Annotated in this window: 26 protein-coding genes; 7 read left to right on the top strand and 19 right to left on the bottom strand. The window is 69.7% G+C overall.

Going from position 1 to position 26,940, the window contains the following annotated elements; genetic code table 11:
• Positions 1-179 precede the first annotated feature (179 nt).
• Complete coding sequence (locus tag GY170_RS16735) at positions 180-1,466, bottom strand: homoserine dehydrogenase (RefSeq protein WP_163895738.1); 1,287 nt, start codon at positions 1,464-1,466, stop codon at positions 180-182.
• Positions 1,467-1,518: 52 nt separating this feature from the next.
• Positions 1,519-1,782, bottom strand: coding sequence for a hypothetical protein (locus tag GY170_RS16730; RefSeq protein ID WP_163895736.1), 264 nt, complete (start codon positions 1,780-1,782; stop codon positions 1,519-1,521).
• A gap of 202 nt (positions 1,783-1,984) precedes the next feature.
• Between GY170_RS16730 and rpsT the strand changes: the two genes are divergently transcribed.
• The 3 genes from rpsT to dnaN all read left to right on the top strand — a co-directional run bounded on the left by rpsT (position 1,985) and on the right by dnaN (position 5,540).
• On the top strand, positions 1,985-2,248 hold the full coding sequence (rpsT, locus tag GY170_RS16725) for a 30S ribosomal protein S20 (protein ID WP_163895734.1): 264 nt from the start codon (positions 1,985-1,987) through the stop codon (positions 2,246-2,248).
• Between the two features lie 683 nt (positions 2,249-2,931).
• Positions 2,932-4,305, top strand: a complete 1,374-nt coding sequence (dnaA, locus tag GY170_RS16720; RefSeq protein WP_235924237.1) for a chromosomal replication initiator protein DnaA — start codon at positions 2,932-2,934, stop codon at positions 4,303-4,305.
• A 116-nt stretch (positions 4,306-4,421) separates the two neighbouring features.
• Positions 4,422-5,540 (top strand): DNA polymerase III subunit beta, encoded by a 1,119-nt coding sequence (dnaN, locus tag GY170_RS16715; protein WP_163895730.1) that lies wholly within the window; start codon positions 4,422-4,424, stop codon positions 5,538-5,540.
• Between the two features lie 39 nt (positions 5,541-5,579).
• Here dnaN and GY170_RS16710 read toward each other — a convergent pair whose 3' ends face one another.
• Positions 5,580-6,458: a ring-cleaving dioxygenase gene (locus tag GY170_RS16710; protein ID WP_163895728.1), complete on the bottom strand. Its 879-nt coding sequence runs from the start codon at positions 6,456-6,458 to the stop codon at positions 5,580-5,582.
• Between the two features lie 251 nt (positions 6,459-6,709).
• Here GY170_RS16710 and GY170_RS16705 point away from each other — a divergent pair, with 251 nt between their 5' ends.
• Complete coding sequence (locus GY170_RS16705) at positions 6,710-7,363, top strand: peroxiredoxin (protein ID WP_163895726.1); 654 nt, start codon at positions 6,710-6,712, stop codon at positions 7,361-7,363.
• A gap of 70 nt (positions 7,364-7,433) precedes the next feature.
• On the opposite strand, the gene GY170_RS16700 is transcribed toward GY170_RS16705, so the two are convergent.
• From GY170_RS16700 to pnp, 4 genes are all read right to left on the bottom strand, one after another.
• Positions 7,434-7,991, bottom strand: coding sequence for a L,D-transpeptidase (locus tag GY170_RS16700; RefSeq protein WP_163895724.1), 558 nt, complete (start codon positions 7,989-7,991; stop codon positions 7,434-7,436).
• Between the two features lie 109 nt (positions 7,992-8,100).
• Positions 8,101-8,736, bottom strand: coding sequence for a L,D-transpeptidase (locus GY170_RS16695; RefSeq protein WP_163895722.1), 636 nt, complete (start codon positions 8,734-8,736; stop codon positions 8,101-8,103).
• Positions 8,737-8,903: 167 nt separating this feature from the next.
• Positions 8,904-9,506 carry a hypothetical protein gene (locus GY170_RS16690; protein ID WP_163895720.1) on the bottom strand — a complete coding sequence of 201 codons (603 nt, stop codon included), beginning with the start codon at positions 9,504-9,506 and terminating at the stop codon, positions 8,904-8,906.
• A 197-nt stretch (positions 9,507-9,703) separates the two neighbouring features.
• Positions 9,704-11,848, bottom strand: a complete 2,145-nt coding sequence (gene pnp / locus GY170_RS16685) for a polyribonucleotide nucleotidyltransferase (protein WP_163895719.1) — start codon at positions 11,846-11,848, stop codon at positions 9,704-9,706.
• Positions 11,849-12,181: 333 nt separating this feature from the next.
• Here pnp and GY170_RS16680 point away from each other — a divergent pair, with 333 nt between their 5' ends.
• Positions 12,182-12,925 carry a phosphatase PAP2 family protein gene (locus GY170_RS16680; protein ID WP_163895717.1) on the top strand — a complete coding sequence of 248 codons (744 nt, stop codon included), beginning with the start codon at positions 12,182-12,184 and terminating at the stop codon, positions 12,923-12,925.
• 6 nt (positions 12,926-12,931) lie between these two features.
• Here the strand turns inward: GY170_RS16680 and GY170_RS16675 are convergent, their stop codons facing one another.
• A complete protein-coding gene (locus GY170_RS16675) occupies positions 12,932-13,828 on the bottom strand; it encodes a LysR family transcriptional regulator (RefSeq protein WP_163895716.1) in 897 nt (298 codons plus the stop codon).
• A gap of 94 nt (positions 13,829-13,922) precedes the next feature.
• On the opposite strand from GY170_RS16675, the gene GY170_RS16670 reads away from it, so the two are divergent.
• Positions 13,923-14,825 carry a Rossmann-fold NAD(P)-binding domain-containing protein gene (locus GY170_RS16670; protein WP_163895715.1) on the top strand — a complete coding sequence of 301 codons (903 nt, stop codon included), beginning with the start codon at positions 13,923-13,925 and terminating at the stop codon, positions 14,823-14,825.
• 265 nt (positions 14,826-15,090) lie between these two features.
• On the opposite strand, the gene GY170_RS16665 is transcribed toward GY170_RS16670, so the two are convergent.
• From GY170_RS16665 to leuC, 5 genes are all read right to left on the bottom strand, one after another.
• Positions 15,091-16,113: an endonuclease/exonuclease/phosphatase family protein gene (locus GY170_RS16665; RefSeq protein ID WP_235924236.1), complete on the bottom strand. Its 1,023-nt coding sequence runs from the start codon at positions 16,111-16,113 to the stop codon at positions 15,091-15,093.
• 8 nt (positions 16,114-16,121) lie between these two features.
• Positions 16,122-16,859 carry a hypothetical protein gene (locus GY170_RS18570; protein ID WP_235937858.1) on the bottom strand — a complete coding sequence of 246 codons (738 nt, stop codon included), beginning with the start codon at positions 16,857-16,859 and terminating at the stop codon, positions 16,122-16,124.
• Between the two features lie 560 nt (positions 16,860-17,419).
• Positions 17,420-18,025 carry a 3-isopropylmalate dehydratase small subunit gene (gene leuD / locus GY170_RS16655; protein ID WP_163895712.1) on the bottom strand — a complete coding sequence of 202 codons (606 nt, stop codon included), beginning with the start codon at positions 18,023-18,025 and terminating at the stop codon, positions 17,420-17,422.
• 16 nt (positions 18,026-18,041) lie between these two features.
• A complete protein-coding gene (locus tag GY170_RS16650; protein WP_163895710.1) occupies positions 18,042-18,554 on the bottom strand; it encodes an HdeD family acid-resistance protein in 513 nt (170 codons plus the stop codon).
• A complete protein-coding gene (leuC, locus tag GY170_RS16645) occupies positions 18,554-19,978 on the bottom strand; it encodes a 3-isopropylmalate dehydratase large subunit (RefSeq protein ID WP_163895709.1) in 1,425 nt (474 codons plus the stop codon). The genes GY170_RS16650 and leuC overlap by 1 nt, the downstream gene beginning before the upstream one ends.
• 500 nt (positions 19,979-20,478) lie before the next feature.
• On the opposite strand from leuC, the gene GY170_RS16640 reads away from it, so the two are divergent.
• Positions 20,479-21,780 carry a mechanosensitive ion channel family protein gene (locus GY170_RS16640; RefSeq protein ID WP_235924234.1) on the top strand — a complete coding sequence of 434 codons (1,302 nt, stop codon included), beginning with the start codon at positions 20,479-20,481 and terminating at the stop codon, positions 21,778-21,780.
• A gap of 375 nt (positions 21,781-22,155) precedes the next feature.
• On the opposite strand, the gene GY170_RS16635 is transcribed toward GY170_RS16640, so the two are convergent.
• The 6 genes from GY170_RS16635 to GY170_RS16610 form a co-directional block, all read right to left on the bottom strand.
• A complete protein-coding gene (locus GY170_RS16635; RefSeq protein WP_163895705.1) occupies positions 22,156-22,602 on the bottom strand; it encodes a YaiI/YqxD family protein in 447 nt (148 codons plus the stop codon).
• Between the two features lie 7 nt (positions 22,603-22,609).
• Positions 22,610-23,434 (bottom strand): S-formylglutathione hydrolase, encoded by an 825-nt coding sequence (gene fghA / locus GY170_RS16630; protein WP_163895703.1) that lies wholly within the window; start codon positions 23,432-23,434, stop codon positions 22,610-22,612.
• A 2-nt stretch (positions 23,435-23,436) separates the two neighbouring features.
• Entirely contained in the window at positions 23,437-24,366 is a 930-nt protein-coding gene (locus GY170_RS16625) for an AEC family transporter (protein ID WP_163895701.1), read from the bottom strand.
• Positions 24,367-24,445: 79 nt separating this feature from the next.
• Complete coding sequence (locus GY170_RS16620; protein WP_163895699.1) at positions 24,446-25,627, bottom strand: amino acid aminotransferase; 1,182 nt, start codon at positions 25,625-25,627, stop codon at positions 24,446-24,448.
• A complete protein-coding gene (sseA, locus tag GY170_RS16615; protein WP_163895697.1) occupies positions 25,627-26,481 on the bottom strand; it encodes a 3-mercaptopyruvate sulfurtransferase in 855 nt (284 codons plus the stop codon). Before sseA ends, GY170_RS16620 begins: the two co-directional genes overlap by 1 nt.
• A 143-nt stretch (positions 26,482-26,624) precedes the next feature.
• On the bottom strand, positions 26,625-26,930 hold the full coding sequence (locus GY170_RS16610) for a hypothetical protein (RefSeq protein ID WP_163895695.1): 306 nt from the start codon (positions 26,928-26,930) through the stop codon (positions 26,625-26,627).
• Positions 26,931-26,940 lie beyond the last annotated feature (10 nt).

Below are 26,940 nucleotides of genomic sequence, written 5' to 3'. Positions count from 1 at the left end.
CACAGGAAGATTTTCCGCCCGCCGATGCCGCAGCGCCGGGCACGCCTCCCGCCCACCCACCCCGGCGCGCCCGGCGCTGCGGGGGAGGCGGGGGCGCGGGTGGAGAGGGAGGAGGGGGCGCTGCCCCCCGCCTGCGGCTCCCCCCGCGGATGTTTTGCGAAAAGCGAGAGGCCGCTCTGTCAGACGTTCTCGATACGGATGGCGACGGGCGTGCCGACGAGGACGCCGGTGCCGGAGAAGGCGTCGATGGCCTCGTCGAGCGCCGAGCGGGTCGTCTTGTGGGTGACGATCAGCACCGGGGCCGACTGGTCGACATGGCCGTACTGGCGCATCCGGTCGATGGAGATGCCGGCCTCGCCGAGGCAGGCGGCGATCTTCGCCAGGGCGCCCGGTTTGTCTGCCAGCGCCATGCGCAGGTAATAGGGCGCCGGCACCGCGGCGCGGGCGGCGCGGGCCCTGCGGAGCGAGGCGGCGGGCTGGCCGAAGGCGGGCAGGCGCAGGCCGCGGGCGATGTCGATGATGTCGCCGATGACGGCGGAGGCCGTGGGCCCCGCGCCGGCTCCGGCGCCGCGCAGGACGATCTGGCCGACGGCATCGCCCTCGATCACCACCATGTTGGTGCCGCCCTCCAGCTGCCCGAGGGGCGAGGTGTCGGGGACGAGGCAGGGCGACATGCGCTGCTCCAGCCCCCGTCCCGTCATCTGGGCGACGCCGAGCAGCTTGATCTTGTAGCCCATGTCCGCCGCTTGGCGGATATCCTCGATGGTGACGGAGCCGATCCCCTCCAGCTCCACCGCGTCGAAATCGACGCGCGTGCCGTAGGCGATGGCGGCGAGGAGGGCGAGCTTGTGGCCGGCGTCGATGCCGCCGACGTCGAGCGTCGGGTCCGCCTCGAGGTAGCCGAGGCCGTCGGCCTCCGAGAAGGCCTCCTCGTAGGTGAGGCCGGCATCCTCCATCCGGGTGAGGATGTAGTTGCAGGTGCCGTTCATCACGCCGAGGACGCGGGCGATCTCGTTGCCGGCGAGCCCCTCCGTCAGCGCCTTGATGACGGGGATGCCTCCCGCCACCGCCGCCTCGAAGCGCAGGGCGACGCCCGTCTCCTCCGCCGCGAGGGCGATCTCGTTGCCGTGGTGGGCGAGGAGGGCCTTGTTGGCGGTGACGACATGGTGGCCGGCGGCGATGGCCGCCTCGGTCGCCTCTTTCGCCGGGCCCTCGTGGCCGCCGATGACCTCGACGAAGAGATCGATGTCGTCGCGGCGGGCGAGGGCGACGGGATCGTCCTCCCAGGCATAGGCGGAGAGGTCGAGGCCGCGATCCTTGCCCTTGCTGCGGGCGGAGACGGCGACGATCTCCACCGGGCGGCCGGCGCGGGCGGCAATCATCTGCGGATGCGTCTGCAGGATGCGGATCAGGCCGATGCCGACGGTCCCGAGACCGGCGATGGCGATGCGGAGCGGCGCTGTCATGACATCCTCCAGGCAGATACGGCCGAGGGCGTAGCGCGAGACGCGCGGGGGTTCAACGCAAGGGTTGCAGTCGCGCCGCGTCCGCCGCCGGCAGGACGGGGCCGCGCAGCGCCTCTGCCCGCGCCGCGAGCGCCGCCGCCCGGGCGGAGAGGCCGGCAGTGGGATCGGCCGCGGCCGGCGAATCCGCGGCGGCGAGGAGCGGGGAGAGCGGCACCAGCTGCGGCGCCGGCAGCGCGCCGGGGTCGAGCGCCGGGCCGGGCAGCTGAGGCGGGGCGGCGCAGGCGGCGAGCAGCAGGAATGGGACGAGGCGGCGCATGGGCAAAGGCCTAGCCGGCGGCAGGGGGGCTGTCCATGCGGCGGGGGCGGGGAGGGGCCTTTCCTTTTGCGGCGAGCTCGTCTAAGAGCGCCGGATACATGCGCGTGAGGCCCGCTTTGGCCGGAATCAGCCGGTCCTGAACCCGGCCCGGGTCGTCAGACGCGCAAAGAGTTTTGAACGCACGACCCGAGGAAGAACGCACATGGCCAATTCGCCGCAGTCCAAGAAACGCGCCAAGCAGAACGAGGCGCGCTACGCCATCAACAAGGCGCGCCGCAGCCGCATCCGCACCTACCTGCGCAAGGTCGAGGAGGCCATCGCCTCCGGTGACCAGGACGCCGCCGCCGCGGCGCTGAAGAGCGCCCAGCCCGAGCTGATGCGCGGCGTCACCAAGGGCGTGATGCACAAGAACACCGCCTCGCGGAAGGTCTCCCGCCTCGCCTCCCGCGTGAAGGCGCTGGCCTGACGTCAGGCCCTCCACCGCTGTGAAACAGGGCGCCTCCGGGCGCCCTTTTTTGTGCCGTCTCGCGCCGTCGCTGCCTCATTGGGCGCTCCGGCAGCGCTCCGCCCGGCGCTTCACCTTTTTCAACCGATTCGGACGGTTAGGCCGTCAAGACACGCCGTGAGTGCCCCTCGCGCCGGCTCGGCGGCGCTGCGGCATTCCGGCCACCGCGCCGGCTAAGTATCCCGAATATCGAGAGCCGCCGGATTCGGGTTTGGCAAAGAGCCGAGTCAAGCGAGTTGTCCTGTTGTCGGAGCCGAGAGGGGCAGGATAACTTGAGCCTGCGATTCACATCGTTCCTGGGGGGACATGGCCGAATCCTAAGAACAGCAAGGCCCGCCCGGCGTGTAACGGTGTTTCACCCGGCGCTGGTTCGGGCCGAGACAAAGTTCGAGTGGGCGGCCACTTCATTGGCCGAGTTTGATCCCGTTCTACCGGCGGCAGGGCCGGGGGAGCGCCCATGATCTGATTGCCTGCAGCGAGGTGCCCTGACACGGCGCGTCGCCAAGGGCCTCTTGTTGTCCCGCACGTCTCTCACCGGCGTGCGGCCCCGGGAACGTTTTGTGCGCAGAGGCGCCGGCATGGGCCGGCAAGCGGGGCAGCGTGCTGTGCGCTGCAACGAAACGATCGAGGGGCAGGACGAAAGAATGACCAACGAAAAATGGCAGACCGTACGTGAAGACATCAAGGGGGCCATCGGCGCCGGCGCCTGGAAGACGTGGATCGAGCCGCTGAAGTTCGGCGAGGTGAAGGGCGGCGTGGCGAGCTTCACCGTGCCGACGACGTTCTTCGGAAACTACGTCTCGCAGAACTTCGGCGAGCACATCCTCTACCAGCTCCGCCGGTCTGGCGAGAGCGTCGAGCGGCTCAACTTCGGTGCCGCCGCCAACTTGCGCAACCAGCCCGTCGCCGCCTCTGCCCCGGCCGCGCCCGAGGCTGCCCCTGCTGCCCCCGCGCCCGGCGCCCCGTCTTCCGCCCCTGCCTCCAACGCCGGGCTCGACCCGCGCTACACCTTCGAGCGCTTCGTCGTCGGCAAGCCGAACGAACTGGCCCATGCCGCCGCGCGCCGTGTCGCCGAAGGCGGCGAGGTCACGTTCAACCCCCTGTTCCTCTATGGCGGCAACGGCCTCGGCAAGACGCACCTGATGCACGCCATCGCCCATGAGCTGCGCGCGCGGAGCCCCGAGAAGGTCGTCCTCTACCTCTCTGCCGAGCAGTTCATGTACCGCTTCATTTCGGCCCTGCGCGAGAAGCGCATGTTCGACTTCAAGCAGATGTTCCGCGCCGTCGACGTGCTGATGGTCGACGATGTGCAGTTCATCGCCGGCAAGGATTCCACGCAGGAGGAATTCTTCCACACGTTCAACGCGCTGGTCGATTCCCGCAAGCAGATCGTCATCTCCGGCGACCGCCTGCCCGGCGACATGAAGGACATGGAGGAGCGTATCCGCTCCCGCCTGCAGTGCGGCCTCGTGGTGGATCTTCACCCGACGGACTTCGAGCTGCGCGTCGGCATCCTGCAGTCGAAGGTCGAGCATTACCGCGAGCAGTATCCGGGCCTGCAGATCCGCGAGGGCGTGCTGGAGTTCCTCGCCCACCGCATCTCCAACAACGTGCGCGTGCTGGAAGGGGCGCTGACCCGGCTCTTCGCCTTCGCCTCGCTCGTCGGTCGGGAGATCACCCTCGACCTCGTGCAGGACTGCCTCTCCGACATCCTGCGCGCGTCCGACCGCAAGATCTCCATCGACGAGATCCAGCGGAAGGTGTCGGATCACTACAACATCCGCCTGAGTGACCTCATCGGCCCCAAGCGGCTGCGCCACTACGCCCGGCCGCGGCAGGTGGCGATGTACCTCTCCAAGACGATGACGAACCGCTCCCTGCCCGAGATCGGGCGCCGCTTCGGCGGGCGTGACCACACCACGGTCATCCACGCCGTGAAGCGCATCGAGGAGCTGAAAGGCAAGGACGCGCAGATCGCCGAGGATCTGGAGCTGCTGCGCCGCATGCTGGAGGCTTGACCGGCGCCGCCGGCTGCCTGAATCTGCCACAAAAGCCTTGTGCGGTGGGGGCGAGACGCTAGTCTGCCCCTCCCGGGTGCGTGAACCGCCCCGGGCACGAGATGGAGCGAGGGGTCATGAAACTCAGCATCGAACGCGGCGCGCTTCTGAAGGCCGTCGCGCAGGCGCAATCGGTCGTCGAGCGGCGCAACACCATCCCCATCCTCGCCAACGTGCATATCGAGGCGGAGGGGGAGCGGGTGCGCTTCCGCGCCACCGACCTCGATGTCGAGGTGGTCGACCAGGCCCCCGCGCAGGTCGAGCGGGCCGGCGCGACAACGGTGCCGGCGGTTCTGCTCAACGAGATTGTCCGCAAGCTGCCCGACGGCGCGCTGGTGACGCTCAGCGACCAGGCCCAGGCCGGGCGGCTGACGATCGAGGCGGGGCGCTCGAACTTCCAGCTCTCCACGCTGCCGAAGGAAGACTTCCCGGTGATGGCGAGCGCCGACTACAGCGCCAACTTCGCCGCCCCGGCCAAGACGCTGCGCCGGCTCTTCGACAAGTCCAAATTCGCCATCTCCACCGAGGAGACGCGCTACTACCTCAACGGCGTCTACATGCATGTCGCCGAGACGGCCGAGGGCCGGCGCCTGCGCTGCGTGGCCACCGATGGCCACCGCCTCGCCCGGATCGATGCCGACCTGCCCGCGGGCGCGGAGGAGATGCCCGGCGTCATCGTGCCCCGCAAGACGGTGGGCGAGCTGCGCAAGCTGCTCGAGGACGATGACATGGAGATCGCGGTCTCGGTCAGCGAGACGAAGGTCCGCTTCGCGACGCCTGACATCACGCTGACCTCCAAGGTCATCGACGGCACCTTCCCCGATTATTCGCGCGTCATCCCGGCGAACAACACCCGCCGGCTGGAGGTCGACGCGGCCGAGTTCGCCAAGGCGGTGGACCGGGTGGCGACCGTCAGCTCCGAGCGCAGCCGCGCCGTGAAGCTGAGCCTCGACGAGGACCGCCTGATCCTTTCCGTCAACGCGCCCGACTCGGGCGCGGCGGAGGAGGAGCTGGCAGTGGCCTACGGCGACGAGAAGCTGGAGATCGGCTTCAACGCCAAGTACCTGCTGGAGATCGCCAGCCAGGTGGATCGCGAGAACGCCGTCTTCCTCTTCAACTCCTCCGGAGACCCGACGCTGATGCGCGAGGGCAACGACGAGAGCGCCATCTACGTCGTGATGCCGATGCGCGTCTGAGGCGCCGGCGCCCGCGAAGGGCGCCGGGCCGAGGCTTTCTCAGTCCAGCGGAACCAGCTCTTCTTCCAGCCGGGCGCGAAGGTGCTCGTGCTGGCCGGGCAGCTTGAGCGCCGTGCCCATCGTCTCCGCCGGTTCGTCGGCGTCGAAGCCGGGGCCGTCAGTGGCGATCTCGAAGAGCACGCCGCCCGGGGTGCGGAAGTAGATCGAGCGGAAGTACTGCCGGTCGCGCACCTCCGTCACCGCGATGCCCGCCTCCTCCAGCGCCTCACGCGCGCGCAGCTGAGCCGGCTCATCCGCGACGCGGAAGGCGACGTGGTGGACGGATCCCGCCCCCTCCTTCGCCGCCGGCTCATCGGGCCGGGTGGCGAGGATGACGCTCTTGCCATGGGCGTCGCCGGGGGCGGAGAAGAGCCGCTCCCGGCCCTCTTCCATCACCTCCTCGAAGCCCATCAGCGACAGGATCTCCGCCTCCGGCCCGCCGTCGCGCAGGCTGAGCGTCACGGAATGGAGGGACTGGATTTCGGAGCCATCGGCCTCCGCCTCGGCGACGAGCGCCAGCCCCTCGCCATCCGGCCCCTCGAAGACCAGCTGCTCGGCGCCGAAGGTGGTGTCCCGCCGGCCGCCCAGCGCCGCCTCCCAGTAATCGAGCGAGCCCTGCGGCACCGCGAAGGCGGTGCGCACGGTCGTGCCGGTGCCGGCGGTGCCGCGCCGGGCGTTGGGGAAGGGGAAGCTCGTCCAGATCGTGCCGGGGGCGCCGGCCTTGTCACCGAAATAGAGGTGATAGACGTCGGGGGCGTCGAAGTTCACCGTCTTCTTGACGCGGCGCAGGCCGAGCGTGGTGGTGTAGAAGGCATCGTTCTCCCGCGCGCCGGAGGCGATGGAAGTGATGTGGTGCAGTCCGGGGATCGTGGGAAACATGGGATTATCCTCTCGTCCGGGTCGTCCCCAGCTCATGGGGGTCACTCCCACATGTATGCTGCATGGCGGCGCAGAAAACCGCTGGCCCCCGCCGGGCCCCCCGTGCCCCCCGCTTTTCTCATGCCCGCCATGTCTCTCGCCCCCACCCGCTGGCGTGAGCGGATCGGGTGCCTATATGTCGTGGGACGCGCGGGAGAGGCTCTCCCGCCCCACGCAGGCGCGAGACCTGCCGACTGACAAGGAGAACCGACATGGGACTGAGACTGAACGACACCATCCCCGACCTGACGGTTGAGACCGATCAGGGCACCCTGTCGCTGCATGAGTGGATCGGCGACGAGTGGGCCATCCTCTTCTCGCACCCGAAGGATTTCACCCCCGTCTGCACCACCGAGTTCGGTGCCGTCGCCAAGCTGGCGGACGAGTGGGCCAAGCGGAACACCAAGGTCATCGGCGTTTCCGTCGATTCGGCCGAGGATCACAAGAAGTGGAAGGGGGACATCGCCCAGGTCGCCGGCCGCGATGCCACCTTCCCGATCATCGCCGACAAGGACCTGACGGTCGCCAAGGCCTTCGACATGCTCGAGGCGGAGTACTACCTGCCCGAGAACCCGTCGCCGGCGGACAGCCACACGGTGCGCTCGGTGTTCATCATCGGGCCGGACAAGAAGCTGAAGCTGACGATGACCTACCCGATGACGGTGGGGCGCAACTTCTCCGAAGTGCTGCGCGCGCTCGACGGGCTGCAGACGTCCGCCGGCCAGGGCGTGTCGATGCCCGCCGACTGGACTGTGGGCCAGGATATCATCATCCCCGGCTCCGTCTCCGACGAGGCGGCGCGCGAGAAGTTCGGCGAGTTCAAGCAGGTGCTGCCCTACCTGCGGACGGCGAAACTGCCGGCCTGAGCGCCAGGTGACTGATCGACGAGAGGGGCGGCGGGGAAACCCGCCGCCTTTTTTCATGGAGCGTTCCGCCTCAGGCGGCGATGACCGGCGTGCCCACGGGCACCTGATCGTAGAGCTCTTCGACGTGGGAGTTGATCAGCCGGACGCAGCCGGACGAGAAGCTCTGCCCCATCGTCCACGGCTGCGGGGTGCCATGGATGCGGAAGAGCGTGTCGCGCCCGTCCTGGTAGAGGTAGAGCGCCCGGGCGCCGAGAGGGTTCATCTCATGCCCGCCGGGCAGGCCGCCGCGGAAGGGGCCATACACCTCCGGCTCCAGCTGGATCATGCTGGCGGTAGGGCGCCACGAGGGCCACTCCGCCTTGCGGCCGACATAGGCGGTGCCGCGGAACTGGCGACCCTGTTCGCCGACGGCGACCTTGTAGCGGCGGGCCGTCTCCTCATCGAGGATGTGGTAGAGCCATGTCCCCTCGGAATCGACCTGGATCGAGCCGGGGATCTGCCCGGGGCCGATCCGGACCAGCGTTGGCCGGTACTCGCGCGGCATACGCCAGACCGTTTGCGCCAGAGCCGGCGTCGCCAGAAGACTGGCGGCCGCTGCCCCGGCGAGGAATCCTCTCCGTGACGTCATGATGGGTGCCTGTTCTTTGCCCAAGTTTCTTGAGCTCAGAATAGCACGACGAGGTTAACTGATTCCTACCGGTTTCTCGCGGCGCCGGTGTTTTTCTGGCGGCCTGTGCTCAATAGGCGAAGGCGGCGGTGCCGAGCGGGACGCGCTGGTAGAGGTCGATCACGTGGCTGTTGTACATGCGGAAACAGCCGTTCGAGGCCGAGCTGCCAATGGAGCTGGGCTGCGTCGTGCCGTGAATGCGGATCGCCGTGTCCCGGTCACCCTGGAAGAAGTAGAGCGCCCGCGCGCCGAGCGGATTGGTCGGGCCGCCGGGCATGCCGTCGGCATATTGCTCGTAGGCGGCGGGGTTGCGCTCGATCATCTCGTCGGTCGGGCGCCACGACGGCCACTCCACCTTGCGCTGGATGCTGGCGGAGCCGGACCAGCCGAGCCCTTCCTGCCCCACGGCGACGCCGTAGCGAATCGCGACGTTGTCCGGCAGCGTGTAATAGAGGTGGTAGTTCTGCGGCACGATATGGATCTGCCCGGCCGGGATGCCGGCCTGGATCGGCACGATCTGCGCGCGATACTTCTCGGGAATCACGTAATCGCCCTCCATGTCGGGGGGCAGGGTGATCCCGTAGGGGTTCGTCGCCTCGGGCGAGACGTCGAGCTGGAGAGGGGCCACGGGCGCCGTCTGCGCGAGGGCCGAGCCGGCGGCAATCGAGGCGGCGCTGCCGGCCAGGAAGGTGCGACGGGTAAACATGTCTGAAGGACCCCTTTCGTCAGGCCGCGGGAGCGGCATCATTGGCCTTTGGCCCGGTATAGGCCCGCGGCCATTCCTCCGGCAACGGGGCGCTCCCGGGTTTGTGAACTGCGGCCTTTATCGGCGACGGGGCAGGGCCGCCAAGGCCCCGCCCGAATCGTGGCCGATCAGAAGCTGAAGCCGGCCGTCAGCGCCACGTAGGGGTAGGCCGCCCAGTCATTGGCGTCGTCCGACAGGCGCTGCGCCTCGGCCTGGTCAGCAGGGTCGGCGCTGTCCGTCGTCACCTCGTAGTCGGAGAAGATCGCCCCCGCCTCGGCGGAGAGGGTCAGCCCGCTGGTGAAGGCGTAGCGGTAGCCGACGGTGGCCATCGGCGCCACCTCTTCGGCGAAGCCCGCCTCGCCCTCGAAGGTGCGGTCGTCGCTGGTGAAGGTGCCCTCCAGCCCGCCGGTCGGCACGTAGAGACCGCCGGAGAAACGGAAGTTGGCACCGTTCGGGTAGTAGTCCGCCAGCAGGCCGACACCGCCGAGCTGCGCCTCGCCGTCGAACTCGTACTCCTCGAGCGAGGATTCGACGCCGAGGCCGAAGGTGCCGTTGGCGATGCCGCGCACGGCGAATTCCGGGGTGATCTGGTAGCTGCCCTCGACGACGCCGCCGAGCGTGGAGAGGCCGGCGCCGACGTTCACGTCTCCCACGTCCTGCGCGAGGGCGGGGGCGGCAAGGCTGGCGGCGAGGGCCGCGGCGGCGGCGGAGAGGGTGTATCGGGTCTGCATCGCTGAACCTCTTAGGTCTGCTTTGCGGCACAGATGGCCCTTCGCGGTGGCCCTTCAAGTGCCCGGCACGTCAGCAAAGAGTGAGGCCGTCCGCCCTTCGGCAAAGGGCCGCCCAGCCGCTCACGCAACGGGGGCCGCAAACGAGACGCGCCCGCCCCGTTGTCGGGGCGGGCGCGCTGATCTCGATGGGGCGGAGGTTACTCCGCGGCCGATTCCTCGGCCTTCTCGGCGGTGGCTTCCTCGCCCGTCGCCTGGTCGACGACCTTCATGGAGAGGCGCACCTTGCCGCGATCGTCGAAGCCCAGCAGCTTCACCCAGACCTCTTGGCCTTCCTTCAGCACGTCGGAGGGGTGGTTCAGGCGGCGGTTCTCGATCTGGCTGACGTGGACGAGCCCGTCGCGCTTGCCGAAGAAGTTCACGAAGGCGCCGAAATCGACGATCTTCACGACCTTGCCCTTGTAGACCTTGCCCTCTTCCGGCTCCGCCACGATCGAGTAGATCATGTCGTAGGCGCGCTGGATGGCCTCGCCATCGGAGCTGGCGATCTTGATCACGCCGTCGTCGTTGACGTCGACCTTGGCGCCCGAGGTCTCCACGATCTCGCGGATGACCTTGCCGCCCGAGCCGATCACTTCACGGATCTTGTCGGTCGGGATCTGCATCGTCTCGATGCGCGGGGCGTGGACGGAGAACTCGCCGACGCCGGACAGCGCCTTGTTCATCTCGCCGAGGATGTGCATCCGGCCCTCTTTGGCCTGCGCCAGGGCTTTCTCCATGATCGCGGGCGTGATGCCGGCGACCTTGATGTCCATCTGCAGCGAGGTGATGCCGTTCTCGGTGCCGGCAACCTTGAAGTCCATGTCGCCGAGGTGATCCTCGTCGCCGAGGATGTCGGTCAGCACGGCGTAGGAGCCGTCATCTTCCAGCACCAGGCCCATGGCCACGCCGGCCACGGCGGCCTTCAGCGGCACACCGGCATCCATCATCGACAGCGAGCCGCCGCAGACGGAGGCCATCGAGGAGGAGCCGTTGGACTCGGTGATCTCCGAGACGAGACGGATCGTGTAGGGAAAGTCCGTCGCGGCGGGGAGGACCGCCTGCAGCGCGCGCCAGGCCAGCTTGCCGTGGCCGATCTCGCGGCGGCCCGGGGAGCCGACACGGCCAACTTCGCCGACCGAGTAGGGCGGGAAGTTGTAGTGCAGCAGGAAGTTGCTTTTGAAGTTGCCGTGCAGCGCGTCGATGAACTGCTCATCGTCGCCCGTGCCGAGCGTGGTGACCACGAGGCCCTGCGTCTCGCCGCGGGTGAACAGCGCCGAGCCGTGCGTGCGGGGCAGCAGGCCCGTCTCGCAGACGATCGGGCGAACCTGATCGAGCGCGCGGCCGTCGATGCGGCGGCCGTTCTTCACGACATCGCCGCGCAGGACGGAGCTTTCCAGCTTCTTCAGCGCGGTGCCGAGGTTCGGATCTTCGAGCTGCTCTTCGCTGAGCCCCTCCTTGATCTTCTCCTTGGCGGCAGAGACAGCGGCGACCCGCTCCTGCTTGTCGGTGATGGCATAGGCGGCGCGCATGGCGTCTTCGCCGAGGCCCTTCACGACGCCCAGCAGCTCGGAGTAATCCGGTGCCTGGAAGTCGAAGGGCTCCTTGGCGGCATCTTCGGCGAGATCGATGATCGCGCCGATAACCGGCTGGATCTGCTCATGCGCGAAGGTGACGGCGCCGAGCATTTCGGCTTCGGTCAGCTCGTAGGCTTCCGATTCCACCATCATGACGGCGTCGGCGGTGCCGGCGACGACCAGGTCGAGCCGCTGCTCGGGATCGTTGCGCAGGCCCTGCATGTCGTCGACCGTCGGGTTGAGGACATACTCGCCATCGACGAAGCCGACGCGGCAGCCGGCGATCGGGCCCATGAAGGGCACGCCGGAGATCGTCAGCGCGGCGGAGGCGGCGATCATGGCGACGACGTCGGGGTCGTTCTCCAGATCGTGGCTGAGCACGGTGCACATCACGAGCACTTCATGCTTGAAGCCCTCGACGAAGAGCGGGCGGATCGGCCGGTCGATCAGACGCGCGGTGAGCGTCTCTTTCTCGGTCGGGCGCGCCTCGCGCTTGAAGAAGCCGCCCGGGATCTTGCCGGCGGCGTAGTATTTTTCTTGGTAATGAACCGTGAGGGGGAAGAAATCCTGGCCCGGCTTCGGCTGCTTGGCGAAGGTCACGTTGGCCATGACGGAGGTCTCGCCCAGCGTGGCGATGACCGAGCCGTCGGCCTGACGGGCGACCTTGCCGGTTTCCAGCGTGAGCGTTTCATCGCCCCACTGGATCGATTTACGTACGGTGTTGAACATCAGCGTATCCTGTAAGGGAGCACTCGCGGGCGGTCCCGCGTCTCCCGTTCAAATGGCGGCCCCATTGCCGCCGGCCCCCTCTCATCCTTCCATGCGCCGGGGCCGTGGCGTCACGTCTCAGATTGGCGCGCCATACAGGCTTTTGACGTGAAAGGGAACCGGTAACACCGGCGGCTCCGCCGCTTGTGTTCCCGGCCCGGCGGGGCGACACCCTGACCCGCCCCCGTGATCCTGCGCCGGCCGGCCACTCGCCTTGCCCCTCGCCTTGCCCCTCGCCTTGCCATGGCGCGGAGGTGGGCCAACTTGAGGCGGGAACCCCAAGGAGACGTCTACATGCCGAGCCTGCCCCGCCTGACCAGACTGACCCGCCGGATGGAGCCGATCTCCCTCGTCGCCATCCTTCTCGTCACCGGGGCGCTCTGGGCCTTCGGCGCGCTCGCCTCCGAGATGATGGAGGGCGACCTGCACGCCTTCGACGAGGCGGTGCTGCTGGCGCTGCGGATGCCGGGCGACCTCGCCAACCCCATCGGCGGGCCGCAGCTGGAGGTGGCGATGCGCGACCTCACGGCGCTCGGCGGGATCGTGGTGCTGACCATCGTCACCCTCTCCGTCCTCGCCTTCCTCGTGCTGCGGCGCCAGCGCGCCTCGGCGCTGCTGCTGGCGGCGGCGATCGTGGGCGGGCAGGCGATCTCCTACCTCGCCAAGTTCGGCTTCTCCCGCCCCCGGCCCGATCTGGTGCCGCATGCGGTGGACGCCGCCACGGCCTCCTTCCCCTCCGGCCACTCGATGATGGCCGCCGTCACCTACCTGACCCTCGCCGTCATGCTGGCGCGGGCGGAGGCGCAGATGCGCATCCGGGTGCTCTGCTTCGCCGTGGCGGCGGTGCTGACGGTCTGCGTCGGCGTCAGCCGCGTCTACCTCGGCGTGCACTGGCCCTCCGACGTGCTGGCCGGCTGGTCGCTCGGCGCCGCTTGGGCGCTGGGGGTCTGGCTCATCGCCCGCTGGCTCGGACGCCACGGCCAGATCGAGCCCGACAAGCGGGATGCCGACACGGGGAAGGCCGACGCGGGGGCCTGAGGCGCCTCACCCGTCCCGGAAGACGGGGCGCAAGAGCTCCACCAGCAGGTCCCACGTGCGGGCGATGCGCGGCGTGCGCCGCATCGCCTCGTGCGAGGTCAGCCAGACGGGCAGGGGCGGCAGGTCCAGCGGCAGCGGCATCTCGACGAGCGCCGGGTCGGCGCGGCCGATGGCGCGCTGGCCGACCCCGATGCCGCAGCCGGCCCGTGTCAGCGCCCAGTTGACGATGTTGTCGTCGCAGCGGACGGGGAACCAGCCCTCCTCCGCCGGCAGGCCGAGGGCGCGAAAGCCCTCCAGCAGCGCGGTGTTCCTGTCGAAGCCCACGAGGTCATGGCCTCGCAGCTCCTCGAGCGTCGTGGGCAGGCCCTTTCGGTCGACGTAGCTCTGCGCCGCAAAGAGGGCGAGGGGCACGTCGGCGATGTGGCGGGCGATCAGGTCCATCTGGCGGGGGCGGTACATGCGCAGCGCGATGTCTGCCTCGCGGTAGAGGAGGTTGGAGGAGCTGTCGGAGGGCACGAGCTCGATCTCGATCCCCGGCTCCGCCTCCCGCAGCGCCGCGATCACCGGCGGAAGGCGCCAGGTGCAGACGGCGTCCGACGCGGTGAGGCGAACGGTGCCGCTTGGCCGGGCATCCCCCGCCGCTGCGGCGAGCGCCACCTGCCCCATCGCCGCCCGCATCGCCTGCGCATGGGGGAGGAGGGCGGCAGCGGTGCTCGTCGGCTCCAGCCCCTTCGGCACGCGGGAGAAGAGCTCCGCCCCCAGCGCCCGCTCCAGCGCCTTCACCTGCCGCCCCAGCGTCGGCTGGCTCTGCCCCAGCCGGCGCGCGGCGGCGGAGAGGGAGCCTTCCTCCGCCACGGCGAGAAAGGCGCGCATGAGCGACCAGTCGAGATCGGCGATATCCATTCATCCATGAATACCGGGTGAACGAAGATATGCAATTTCTTTAACGCGTCGCGAGCGCCATCTTCCGGCTCAAGCACCAGCAAAGGAGACAGCCATGACCGGCACCGCCCTCATCCTCGGCCCCTCGGGCAAGATCGGATCCAACGCCAGCCGCGCCTTCGAGGCCGCCGGCTGGCATGTGCGCCATTACAAGCGCGGGACGGACATGACGGAGGCCGCGCGCGGCGCCGACGTCATCGTCAACGGCCTCAACCCGCCGAACTACCATGACTGGGACAGGATCATCCCCGCCATTACCGCGCAGGTGATCGCGGCGGCGGAGGCCTCGGGCGCGACGATCATCCACCCCGCCACCGTCTACAACCTCGGCGACCGCCCCGGCACCTGGGACGAGACGACGCCGCACCGGCCCGTCGCGCGGAAAGGCCGAATCCGCGAGGAGATGGAGGACGCCTTCCGCGCCTCCTCCGCGCAGGTGATCCTGCTCCGCGCCGGCCACTTCATCGATCCCGAGCGCGACGATGACATCATGGGCATCGGCCACCTGCGCGCCCTGCGCCGCGGCCGGGTGACGGCGCTCGGCGGGACGGACGTCCACCAGGCCTACGCCTACCTGCCCGACTGGTCGCGCGCGGCGGAGGCTCTGGCGGCCCGCCGGGAGACGCTGCCGCGCTACAACGACATCCCCTTCCCGGGCCACAGCTTCTCCGTCCGCGAGCTGACGGCGCGGCTGGAGGGGCTCTCCGGCCGGCCGCTGAAGATCTTCCACTTCCCGTGGTGGCTCTTCCGTGTGACGGGACCCCTCTGGGAGCTGGCGCGCGAGATGACGGAGATGCGCTACCTCTACGAGACGGACCACCGCCTCGGCGCCACCCGCCTCTCCGCGCTCCTGCCGGAGTTCCGCGCGACGGAGCTGGACGCAGTGCTCCGCCGCTGCCTGCCGGAGGGCTGGCAGCGCGCGGGCGGTGCCCCGATGACGGTGGCTGCCAACGGGTGAGGGGGAGGGCGCCCTGCTTATCGGTGCCGCTGCTTCCCCCGCGCGGAATCAAGCCGCAGGCGCCGCGCGAGCGCCGGCCCGTCCCGGCGGGCTGGCGCTCTGGCTGGGCTGGGTACTTCGCGGGGAACGAGGAGGGATTTGGCGGGCATAAAGCGCACCGGAGGCTTCGTCGGAGCGCCACCCCACGGCCCGGCGTGAGAGGGCAGCGCCTCTGGCTAACGGGCCGCGGGTCTGGCGGAGCGCTCTTTCGCTCGGCGGCAGCCCCTCACCGCGCCACCTCCACCCAGACCAGCCGGTGCGGACCGGCCGCTTCGGCGGCGGCGGCCAGCGGCGCGCTGTTGGCGGGCCAGAGCACGCCGGCATCGGCGATGTCCCAGTCTGCCGAGGGCAGGATGTAGGTGACGCGGAGGGGGCCGGTGCCGTTCTCCTCCTCTTCCCAGGCGGCGGTGGCCAGACCGCCGGTTTCCGAGCGGGGGAGCGGGTCCTGCAGGCGGTGGTCGGCGAGGAAGGCGGCCATGGCGGTGGTGTCGCCGTCGCCCTCCTCCGGGTCGAGGTTGGACAGTCCCATCAGCAGGAACGGCGCCTCCGGCGCAGGCCCCAGCTCACCGCCCAGGTAGCGGCGCCAGAGGAGCAGCTCGTCGCGGGCGCGCAGGCCGTTGCGATCCTCCGGGCCGTCGAAGACCGGCGGTGTCGCGGCCCAGGCCATCAGCGTCACCGGCCCGCCCGGCGCGTCGAGCTGCACCACCCAGTGGGCGCTGGAGGAGAGGCGCTGCGCGGCGGCGGCCTCCTCGCTCGGGAAGGGGGCGCCGTCGAGGAGCGTGGGCGGAGTCGCGCCCGGCAGGTCTCGCCAGGGGAGGGGGGTGAAGTCCCGCCGCAGGGAGAGGGGGTATCGCGAGAGCAGCGCCAGCCCGCCCTGCCCGGCGAAGGTGCCGTAGCCCTGCGCGTCCCTCGGGGCGCCGGTGCGGCCGTCGCCATCCATGTCGAGGCCCGTCGCCATCCCGCTGTTCGGGCGGGCGGCGAAGCGGTGGCGCATCTCGTGCCCCTCGGCGGCCAGCAGCGCCTGCAGGGCGCCGAGCGCCGCGCCGCCATGATCGTAATCCATGTCGGTGAGCAGCAGCACGTCCGGCGCGGCCTCGGCGATCACCTGTGCCGTGGCGGCGGCCTGGGCGTCGGGCTCCAGCAGGTCCATCAGCAGCAGGCCCGGGCCGTCGCGGCTCAGCTCCGCCCCGTAGACGGCAAACCGCAGGGTCTCCGCCAGGGACGGCCCGGCCAGCAGCGACGCGAGCATCGCCGCGATCAGGCGGCGGCCAGCTCTCCCTCGGCCTCGGCGGCGCGGGCCGCGCCGCGTAATCGCTGCACGCGGATCATCTGCGCCACCCGGTTCAGGGCGAGGCCCTTCATCAGAAGCGAGGCAGGTCCGATGGCCCATAGCGTCGTCATCCAGATCAGCGTGTGCGGCTCGGCCAGGTTCAGGGGATCGAACAGGGTCGAGACCAGTTTGACAAGCGCCGGGATCACGAAGGGCAGCAGGAAGCCGGCGACGAGGTGGATCACCGCGTCGCGGCTCAGCCTGTCCACCACGTCGCCCCCCGCCGTCGGGTCGAACGTCGGCAGGTTGACCCAGACGTTGAAGCCGCCGCGGTTGAGCGGCCAGCCCGAGAGCCGCTGATGGATGACGAAGACGACCAGCATCGCCAGCGAGACCAGGTAGGCCACGGCGGCGGTGACGCGCACCGATTCCAGCAGCGCCGGCGGCGCATCCTGCGGCATCATCAGCACCATCAGGCGCACGGGCGAGTAGGGGAAATCCAGCCCACCGGCGAGGAGCCGCCCGACCGCCATCAGCAGGTCGTGCAGCGACCCGGTGGAGCCCGTCAGCATCAGCGGCAGCAGCACGAGGATGATGGCCAGCCCGCCGAAGCGGATCCGGTTGAACGGCGCCGCATCGCGGAAGGTGACGAGAGAGGGGTAGGCGATGTTGTACTCGACGAAGATGAAGGCGCCGACGAACAGCGCCACGAGCATCATCGTCATCCGAGTGTCGGCGCTTGCGCCCGGCAGCAACATTGCCGGCGCCGCCGTAACGAGAAGGACGAGCACGGCCCGGAGAATGGCTCCCGCCAGTCGTGTCAGCATGAGTGACCTGCCTTCGATCCGGAGCGCCGCGAATTCACGCCGCGGTCATCGACCGGCCATGGAGGCCGGAGAACTCCGGGTTGCCTCAATTGTGCCATGTTTCTGCCGTTATTCCGCCTGCGCAACAATGCCGCGTTAAAGCTTGCGGACAGGCGGGGCTTTTTTGGGGCAAAACTGGTGCCCACCTGCAACCTTCGGTGGTCTTCTGAGGCCGGAACTCTCAGGAAAATCGACATATTGTGGGGGCGTGGCCGGTGGCCACAAGGCGGCTAGCCGAAGCAGCCGCCCGCGTCATGATCTACGGTCTGGAAACCAGAATCGGTCGGCGGCCCAAACATAGCGGCGAGAATGTGGCACGCGCCCTGCGCCTGCCTCTCTTCTGCCGCATCGGCTGCACCCAAGCAGCCGCTCTCAGCGTGCCGTCGGCCAGCCCGCGGGGCCAGCCGGCGGGAGGGGTGTCAGACCCAGGGGCGGCTGCTGCTCGCCTGCGTCTCGAAGGCGGCGATGGCGTCGACCTTCTCCATCGTCAGGCCGATATCGTCGAGCCCGTTGAGCAGGCAGTGCTTGCGGAACGGGTCGACGTCGAAATTGATCGTGGTGCCGTCGGAAAGCGTGATCGTCTGCGACACCAGATCCACCTCGATGCGGGCATTGGCGCCCTTCTCGGCGTCGGTCATCACCATGTCCCGCTCCGCCTCGGGCAGGGCGATGGGCAGGATGCCGTTCTTGAAGCAGTTGTTGAAGAAGATGTCGGCGAAGCTGGTGGCGATCACGCAGCGGATGCCGAAATCCTCCAGCGCCCAGGGCGCATGCTCGCGGCTCGAGCCGCAGCCGAAGTTGTCCCCGGTGACGAGGATCTGCGCTTCCCGGTAGGCCGGCTGGTTGAGCACGAAATCGGGGATCTCGTTGCCCTTGTCGTCATAGCGCATCTCGTCGAACAGGTTCTTGCCGAGCCCGGTGCGATGGATGGTCTTCAGGAACTGCTTGGGGATGATCATGTCGGTGTCGACGTTGACCAGAGGCAGCGGCGCGGCGATGCCGCTCAGTTGGGTGAACTTTTCCATGGATCGGTCCTGACTGTCAGTTGCGGCGGGCCGCGAAGCCCATCGTGATGAAGGCGGCGGCCTCGACGAGCAGCTCGACGCCGAGCAGGAGGCCGAGGAGCGTCCCCGCGGCCGTCTCGAAATCGATGAAGACGAGCACGCCGATGAGGATGGAGAGCGCGCCCGAGAGGATCATCACCCAGAGATACGGGCTCCCCCGCATCGACAGCGCGACGATGATCCGCGCGACGCCGAGAACGAAGAAGAGCAGCCCCAGCATCAGCGTGAGGGAGATCATCCCGCTCAGCGGGTCCGCCACGAGGAAGACGCCGGCGATGATCGCCGCGATGGCGACCACCCCGTGCCACACCCGGTGCCTGTCCTCCTTGTCGGAGAAGGCCATCCAGAGCCCCACCACGCCCCCGAAGAGGAAGACGAAACCGACGATGGTCGTCGCCGCGATCGAGGCGGCGAAGGGGTTGGCGAGGGCGACGAGGCCGCCCAGCGCAAAGACCACGCCGATGATGACGAGGATCAGCCAGCTCTTCATCACGCCGGCTCCGGCTCGGGCGAGAGCATCTCGCGCACGTCCGTCAGCCGGCCGGTGATCGCTGCCGCCGCCGCCATCTGCGGGCTCATCAGGTGCGTGCGTCCGCCGCGGCCCTGACGGCCCTCGAAGTTGCGGTTGGAGGTGGAGGCGCAGCGCTCCCCCACCGACAGTTGGTCGGGGTTCATCGCCAGGCACATCGAGCAGCCGGCCATGCGCCATTCGAAGCCGGCCTCGGTGAAGATCTCCGCCAACCCCTCTTCCTCGGCCTGCTTGCGCACGAGGCCGGAGCCGGGGACGACCATCGCCCGGAGTCCGGGCTTGACCTTGTGGCCCTTCAGCACGGCGGCCGCGGCGCGCAGATCCTCGATCCGCCCGTTGGTGCAGGAGCCGATGAAGACCGTGTCGATCTCGACATCCGTCAGCTTCTGCCCGGGCTGCAGGCCCATGTATTCGAGGCTCCGCTTCGCGGCGCCGACCTTGCCGCCCTTGAAGGCCTCGGGGGAGGGCACCTCGGCGGTGATGGGCAGGACATCCTCGGGGCTGGTGCCCCAGGTGACGACGGGGGCGATCTCCTCGCCCTTGATCGTCACCACCTTGTCCCAATGGGCGTCGTCGTCGGAGCGCAGGCTCTGCCACCACGCGACGGCGGCATCCCAGTCCTCCGCCTTCGGCGCGTGCTCGCGGCCCTTGATGTAGTCGAATGTCGTCTGGTCGGGCGCGATCAGGCCGGCGCGGGCGCCGCCCTCGATGGCCATGTTGCAGATCGTCATCCGCCCTTCCATCGACAGGGCGCGGATGGCCTCGCCGCAATACTCGATCACGTAGCCGGTGCCGCCGGCGGTGCCGGTGCGGCCGATGATCGTCAGCACGATGTCCTTGGCGGTGACGCCGGGGGAGAGCTGCCCCGTGATCTCCACCTTCATGTTCTTGGACTTCTTCTGGATCAGCGTCTGCGTGGCGAGCACATGCTCGACCTCGCTCGTGCCGATCCCGTGCGCCAGCGAGCCGAAGGCGCCGTGCGTGGCGGTGTGGCTGTCGCCGCAGACAATGGTCATGCCGGGCAGCGTCCAGCCGTTCTCCGGCCCGATGATGTGCACGATCCCCTGCCGGACATCGCTGACCGGGTAGTAATGGATGCCGAAGTCCTTGGCGTTCTTGTCGAGCGCCTCCACCTGAATGCGGCTCTCGGGGTTGGTGATGCCGTTCACCCGGTCCTCGGTGGTGGGCACGTTGTGGTCCGGCACGGCGATGGTCTTGTCGGGCGCGCGGACGGTGCGGCCGGTCAGGCGCAGCCCCTCGAAGGCCTGCGGGCTGGTGACCTCGTGGACGAGGTGACGGTCGATGTAGATCAGGCTGGTGCCGTCCTCGTCTTCCTGAACGAGGTGGGCATCCCAGATCTTGTCGTAGAGCGTCTTGGGGGACATGCGGTCTCTCCCTTGCGGATAGGCGTCATGGGGACGCGCCGGCGGGGGCGCGGGAAACGGGGGCGAGCGGCCGCTCAGGCGCGCGCAAGAATCGACCGGGTCGCGCCGAAGAAGCGCCAGGGCAGGCGCGCGCGATCGTCCATGTCGAAAACCTCTGTCATGGCGCGCACATATACCTGCCCCGCGAGTCTCACAAGAGAGCCGCTGCAGCGTTACCGCTCACGGCCCCACCCCTCCCTTGCCCACCCTTGCTCCACCCACCCGCCACTGACCCGCCTGTTTCATCTGGCCGGAAATACCCTCGGGGGGCTCCGGGGGGCTGGCCCCCCGGTCCCGCACCCTCCATCCCTCCCGCCCGTCGCCCCCGATGCCCGCCGCTGCCCTGGCACGCGGGGTGGGCGGGCGGGGAGCGGGCCAGGGCAGCGGCGCTCCCGCGGGCTCTTCCCTCCACCCGCGTTCCCCGGCAGTCTCGGCGGATGGAAGGCGGCGCGTTCGCAGACATGTTTGGCATCATCCAGGGCGTCTGGGGCGACGCCCGGCTGTTCGCCCTGTCGCTCCTGCGCGAGTGGAACGTCTACCAGATCGCCATCGCGCTGGTTCTCGCCATCGCCGCCCACCTGCTCGCCGGCCTCCTCGGCCCCCGCTACCGCGACTGGCTGAAGCGCCGGCAGGGGCTGCGGATGTGGCAGATGCGCTGGCTGCTGACCTTCCACAAGCGGCTGCGCCTGATCCTCTTCGTGCCGCTGATCTGGCTCACCGTCTGGGCGATGCGCGCCGTCACATGGCCCTCGCGCTCCTACCTCCTCGCCATCATGGCGGAGCTGGCGACGGCCTGGCTGCTGATCGCCCTCCTCTCCCGCCTGATCCCCAACGGCTTCCTGCGCGGGCTGGTGCGGGCGGGGGCCTGGGCCTGGGTGACGCTCTCCATCCTCGGCCTGACGGAGGAGGTGCGGCTGCTGCTCTCCTCGCTCTCCTTCGAGCTGGGCGAGGCGCGGCTGTCGCTCTGGATGATCCTGCAGGCCGCCGTCATCATCGGCGCGCTCTTCGCCGCCGCCCGCTTCGTCAGCCGCATCCTGTCGGACCGGATCCAGCGCAACGAGGATCTCAGCCCGAGCCTGCGCGTGCTCATGGTCAAGCTGGCGCAGGTGCTGCTCTTCGCCGCCGCCTTCTTCATCGGCCTGCGCGCGGTCGGCGTGGATCTCACCGGCCTCGCCGTCCTCTCCGGGGCCATCGGCGTGGGGCTCGGCTTCGGCCTGCAGAAGGTCGTCTCCAACCTCGTCTCCGGCGTGATCCTGCTGCTCGACCGGTCGATCAAGCCCGGCGACGTCATCTCCCTCGGCGAGACCTTCGGCTGGATCAACATGCTCGGCGCCCGCTACGTCTCGATCACCACGCGGGACGGCAAGGAATACCTGATCCCCAACGAGGACCTGATCACCGGTCAGGTCGTCAACTGGAGCCATTCCGACCAGTATGTCCGCCTCGACATCCACTTCGGCACCGCCTACGGCGACGACCCCCACAAGGTCCGCCGCATCGCCATCGACGCGGCGCAGAACGTCTCCCGGGTCCTCTCTGAGCGCCCGCCCGTCTGCCACATCACCGGCTTCGGCGATTCCTCGATCGACTACATCCTGAGGTTCTGGATCAACGACCCGACCGGCGGGCTGACGAACATCCGCGGCAACGTCTACCTGGCGCTCTGGGACGCCTTCCAGGAGAACGGCATCTCCATCCCGTTCCCGCAGCGCGAGGTGCGGGTGCTGGGCGGGACGATGCCCAAAGCCGACGGCGCGGAGTGAGAGGGAAGGCCGGGGGGCCAGCCCCCCGGAGCCCCCCGAGGTATTTCTGGCCAGATGAAAGGTGGGGCGGGCGACTGGGGTTCAGGTCACCCGACCCGCACGCTGCGCCGTCCCCGTAGGGTGGGTTTCCAACCCACCGCCCCCTCTCCACCTCGCATCCCGGTTCGAGCGCCGGGCGAGCGCCTGCCCGTGGGGTGGCGCTGCCACGGCGTCGCTCCTTGATTTATGCCTGGGACACCCCTCCCCGCCCACTGCTGAGCACCAAGCCCCACCCAGAGCGCCAGCCCGCCGGGACGGGCAGGCGCTCGCCCGGCGCCTGCGGCTTGACTCCGGGCGGGGGAACGGCTCGGCAGGAGCCGCGGGAGAGAAGCCCGCCTAACCCTGAGCCGCCGCCCGCACCGCGCGTTCCAGCGCGTCGAGGAAGCGCGAGCGGTCGCGCTTGGAGAAGGGGCGGCCGCCGCCCTGGCGGAAGGGGTCGGCGGCGCGCAGGTCCGTCATCAGGTCGCGCGCGGCGAGGGCCTGGCCGACATTGCGCGCCGTGAGCTGCTCGCCGTCGGGCTTCACCACCAGCGCGCCCGCCTCCACCGCCCGCGCCGCCAGAGGGATGTCGGAGGTCACGACCACGTCGCCCGCGCCGGCGCGCTCGGCGATCCACATGTCGGCGACGTCGGGCCCCTCGGTGACGATCACATTCTCCACCAGCGGCTCGCGCGACGGGCGGATGCCGCCGTTGGAGACCACGAACATCTTCAGACCGTGGCGCAGCGCCACCCGCTCCGCCTCCGCCCGCACCGGGCAGGCATCGGCATCGACATAGATCATCGCCCGATCACCACAGGTGCTCGGCGTGGAAGGCGATATGCTCGCCGATGAAGCTCTGCACGAAGAAGTAGGAATGGTCGTAGCCGGCCTGCATCCGGAAGGCGCCGGGCTGGCCGCGCTTCGCCATCGCCCCGCCGAGGGCGCTGGAGCGGAGCAGCCCTTCGCCCCATTCGTCCGCCGCGCCGGTATCCACCAGCACCTCGCCTTCGAAGCCCTCCGTCTCCATCAGGTGGGTCGCGTCGTGGGCGAGCCACTTGCTCTCGTCTGCCCCGAGGTAGCCGGTGAACTGCTTGCGGCCCCAGTCGCTCTGTGTCGGCTGGCAGATCGGCGCGAAGGCGGAGAGGGAGGCGAAGCGCCCCTTCAGCCCCATCCCCAGCGTCAGCGCGCCGTGGCCGCCCATGGAATGCCCGGTGATGCCCTGCCGGCCCATCTCCAGCGGGAATTCGGCGGAGAGCAACTCCGGCAGCTCGTCGGCGATGTAGCTCCACATCTTGAAGTGGGGCGCCCAGGGCTCTTCCGTCGCGTCGACGTAGAAGCCGGCGCCCTGGCCCATGTCGAAGGCCTCGTCATCCGCCACGCCCTCGCCCCGCGGCGAGGTATCGGGGAAGACGAGCGCCAGCCCGGCCTCGGCGGCGTGGAGCTGCGCGGCGGCCTTCACCATGGCGTTCTCATGCGTGCAGGTGAGCCCGGCGAGGAACCACAGCACCGGGTGCGGGCCGGGGCCGGGGGGCAGGTAGAGGCCGAAGGTCATCTCCGTTCCCGTCGCGCGGCTGGCATGCCGGTAGACCCCTTGCGTGCCCTCGAAGCACCGCTTCTCGCTGACCGTCTCCATGCTCATCCTCCTGTCACCTGCGCAATTACCAGCGGGAACGTGACGATGGCGGCCGTCGTTGACAAGAGGATGGCGGCAGAGACCCGCTGCGGCGCCACGCCGTAGACCTGCGCCAGCATGTAGACATTGCCGGCCACCGGCAGCGCCGCGGCGGCGATCATGACGCTGGCCGCGAACGGATCGACGTTGAAGAGGAAGAGCGCCGCCCCCGCCACCAGCGCCGGGTGCAGCACCAGCTTGACGGAGGTCAGCCAGGCCGCCACCCCCAGCCGCTCGGCGCTCTTCGTCGCCAGAGAGGCGCCGATGGCGAAGAGCGCGCCGGGCGTGGCGGCGGCGCCAAGGAGGGTGAGGAGGGACATCACCGGCTCCGGCACCGGCAGGTCGAGCGCCGCGACGGTGAGGCCGACGGCGAGCGAGACGATCATCGGGTTCTCCACCAGCCCGCGCAGCACCCGCCAGAGCAGCGCCAGCCCAAACCGCCCGCCACGCGAGAGCGTCATAAGAACGGTGAAGAGCGAGGAGAAGACGATGAGGTCGACCGACAGCACCAGCAGGGCCGGGCCGATTGCCGCCTCACCGATGAGCAGGCCCAGCATCGGCAGGCCGAGGAAGCCGGTATTGCCGATCACGCCCGTCTGCGCCTCCACCGCCGCCTCCGCCATGCCCCGCCCGCGGGCGAGGGCGACTGCTGTGACGATCAGGTAGCCGGCCAGCGTGGCGGAGAGGTAGGCGAGCACGAAGGGCCAGGAGAAGATCTCCCCGAAGCCGAGCGTGACGGTGAAGCGCAGGATCATCGCCGAGAGGGCGAAGTAGAAGACGAACTTCGTCAGGTAGGCCGTCGCCTCCGCCGTGAAGAAGCCAACCTTTCCCGCCCCGTAGCCGAGGCCGATGATGGCGAAGAACGGCAGGGTCTGCAGGAAGACGGCGAGCATGGGCCAGCGCTAGCCGAAGGCCGGGGGGAGGGCAATGCGGCCCCCGGCCACCTGCCCCTCCGCCGGCCTCCCGCCCCGCTCAGATCACCTGCGCGATGGCCTGCGCCAGCACCGGCACCGTGCGCGCATTGAGCCCGGCGATGTTGATGCGGCTGTCGCCCACCATGTAGACGGCGTGCTCGGCGCGCAGCTGCTCCACCTCCTCCGGCGTCAGGCCAAGGCGGGAGAACATGCCGCGGTGGCGGGCGACGAAATCGAACCGGTCGGAGTTGGTCAGCCGCCGCAGCTCGTCGGCGAGCTGCTGGCGGAGGGCGAGCATCCCCTCGCGCATCTCCTCCAGCTCCTCCTGCCAGTCGGCACGCAGCTCGGCATCCGTCAGGATCTCCGTCACCACGCGGGCGCCGTGATCGGGCGGGAAGGAGTAGTTCTGACGGTTGAGGAAGGCGAGGTTGCCCTGCGCCAGCTTCGCCTCGCTCTCGGTCTTCGCCAGCGCGACGAGCAGGCCGGCCCGCTCGCGATAGATGCCGAAGTTCTTCGAGCAGGAGGCAGCGATCAGCGCCTCCGGGCAGCCGGCGACGATGCGGCGCACGCCGGTGGCGTCCGCCTCCAGCCCGTCGCCGAAGCCCTGGTAGGCGAGGTCGACCATCGGGAGGGCGCCCTTGTCGTTCAGCAGCGCGACGACCTTGTCCCAGTCCTCCCCGGTCAGGTTGGCGCCCGTCGGGTTGTGGCAGCAGCCGTGCAGCAGGACGACATCGCCGGGGGCCACGCCCTCCAGCGCCGCCAGCATGCCGGGCACGTCCACCTCGCCCGTCTCGCTGTCGAAGTAACGGTAGGGCTTCGCCGGGATCTGGAGGTACTTCAGGATGGAGACGTGGTTGGGCCACGTCGGCTCGCTGTACCAGATGGTGGCATTGGGGGAGGCCATGCGGATCAGCTCGAACGCCTGCCGCACGGCGCCGGTGCCGCCGGGCGTGGCGACGGCGGCGAGTCGGCCCCGGGGGGCGCCCTCGCCGAGGATCAGGCCAATCATGGCGTCGGCATAGGCCGGATCGCCGGCGAGGCCGGTGTAGCTCTTCGTCTGCTGGCTTTCCTGAAGGCGGGCTTCGGCTTCCTTCACGGCGCGCATGACGGGCGTCGCGCCCTCGGCGTTCTTGTAGACGCCGACGCCGAGGTCGATCTTCTCGGCGCGCTCGTCGGCGCGGTAGGCCGCCATCAGCGCCAGGATCTTGTCGGGCGCGGGTTCGCTCAGGGTTTCCAGCATCAGGCCTCTCCGGTGGCGACCGCCAGGTCGCTTTCCATGCCCCACTCGGCCCATGAGCCGTCGTAGAGCGCGTGATCTTGCTTGCCGAGCCGGGAGAGGGCGAGGCTGAGCACCGCCGCCGTCACGCCCGAGCCGCAGCTGGTGATGACGGGGCGATCGAGGTCGACCCCCGCGCCGGCGAAGAGGGCGCGCAGCTCCGGCTCCGGCTTCAGGGTGCCGTCCTCGGCCAGCAGGTCCCTGAAGAAGAGGTTGCGGCTGCCGGGGATGTGCCCGGCGCGCAGGCCGGGGCGCGGCTCCGCCGCCTCGCCGCGAAAGCGCGCCGGCGGACGGGCATCGACGATCTGGGCGTCGCCGAGCTTCACGGCGCGGGCGACCTCGGTGACGTCGCGCACCATCTCCGCCCGGCGGGTGGCGGTGACGTGCCGCTCGCGCAGCTGCGGCAGCTCCGCCGTCAGCGGCCGCCCCTCGGCGCGCCACTTGGGCAGGCCGCCGTCGAGCACGGCGACGGAGCGGAAGTTGCCCATGTGGGAGAGCAGCCACCAGACGCGCGGGGCGGAGAAGATCCCCGCGCCGTCGTAGACGACGATGCGCTGCCCGTCGCCGAGCCCCATGGCGCGCAGGCGGGAGGAGAAGACCTCCTCCGGCGGGGCCATGTGCGGCAGGTCGGAGCGCGGGTCGGAGTTGGCGTCGATATCGAAGAAGCGGGCGCCGGGGATATGCGCCTCGGCATATTCGGCGGCGGCGTCACGGCCCATGTCGGGCAGGTACCAGGAGGCGTCGAGCACCCGCAGCTCGGGGTCGCCCAGCGCCTCGTCCAGCCAGGCTGTCGAGACCAGAACCTTCGGATCATCCATGGCCTGCTCCTTCCGCCCATCCCCTAGCCCGAGGCCGGTGAGGTGGCAAGGTGGCGGCGGGGGCGCAAGGGGCCGGACTTGGACGGAGGTCGCGCGACGTCCGATCCGATGTCCGCGCGGACATCGGCGTCCGGTGGGCGGCGTCAGCTCTCTCGCGAGGGGCGGCGGCGGCGGCCCATGCCGAGGGCGATGAGGCCGGCGAGGGCGAAGCCGCCCGCCGCCCCGGCGAGCAGGTGCGGCATCAGGCCGGGCAGCGACAGGTCGAGCGTCGGGCTGACGCCGGCGGTGTCGATGAGGCCGGTGGGGCGCGTCGCCTCCCAGATGTGTCCGGCCAGCAGGCCGCCGAGCGCGCCGGCTGTCAGGAGCATGCGAAAGCGCAGCACGATCAGCGCGATGAACAGGCCCGCCAGCAACCCTGCCAGCGCCTCGAACAGAAGGAGCACCCACATGGGGCGGACG

Origin of the sequence: Pseudoroseicyclus tamaricis (assembly GCF_012070395.1) — a bacterium.
GTDB classification, from domain to species: domain Bacteria; phylum Pseudomonadota; class Alphaproteobacteria; order Rhodobacterales; family Rhodobacteraceae; genus Pseudoroseicyclus_A; species Pseudoroseicyclus_A tamaricis.
The sequence above is the reverse complement of the archived record's forward strand: the minus strand, read 5'-3'. Positions and strand labels throughout refer to the sequence as shown.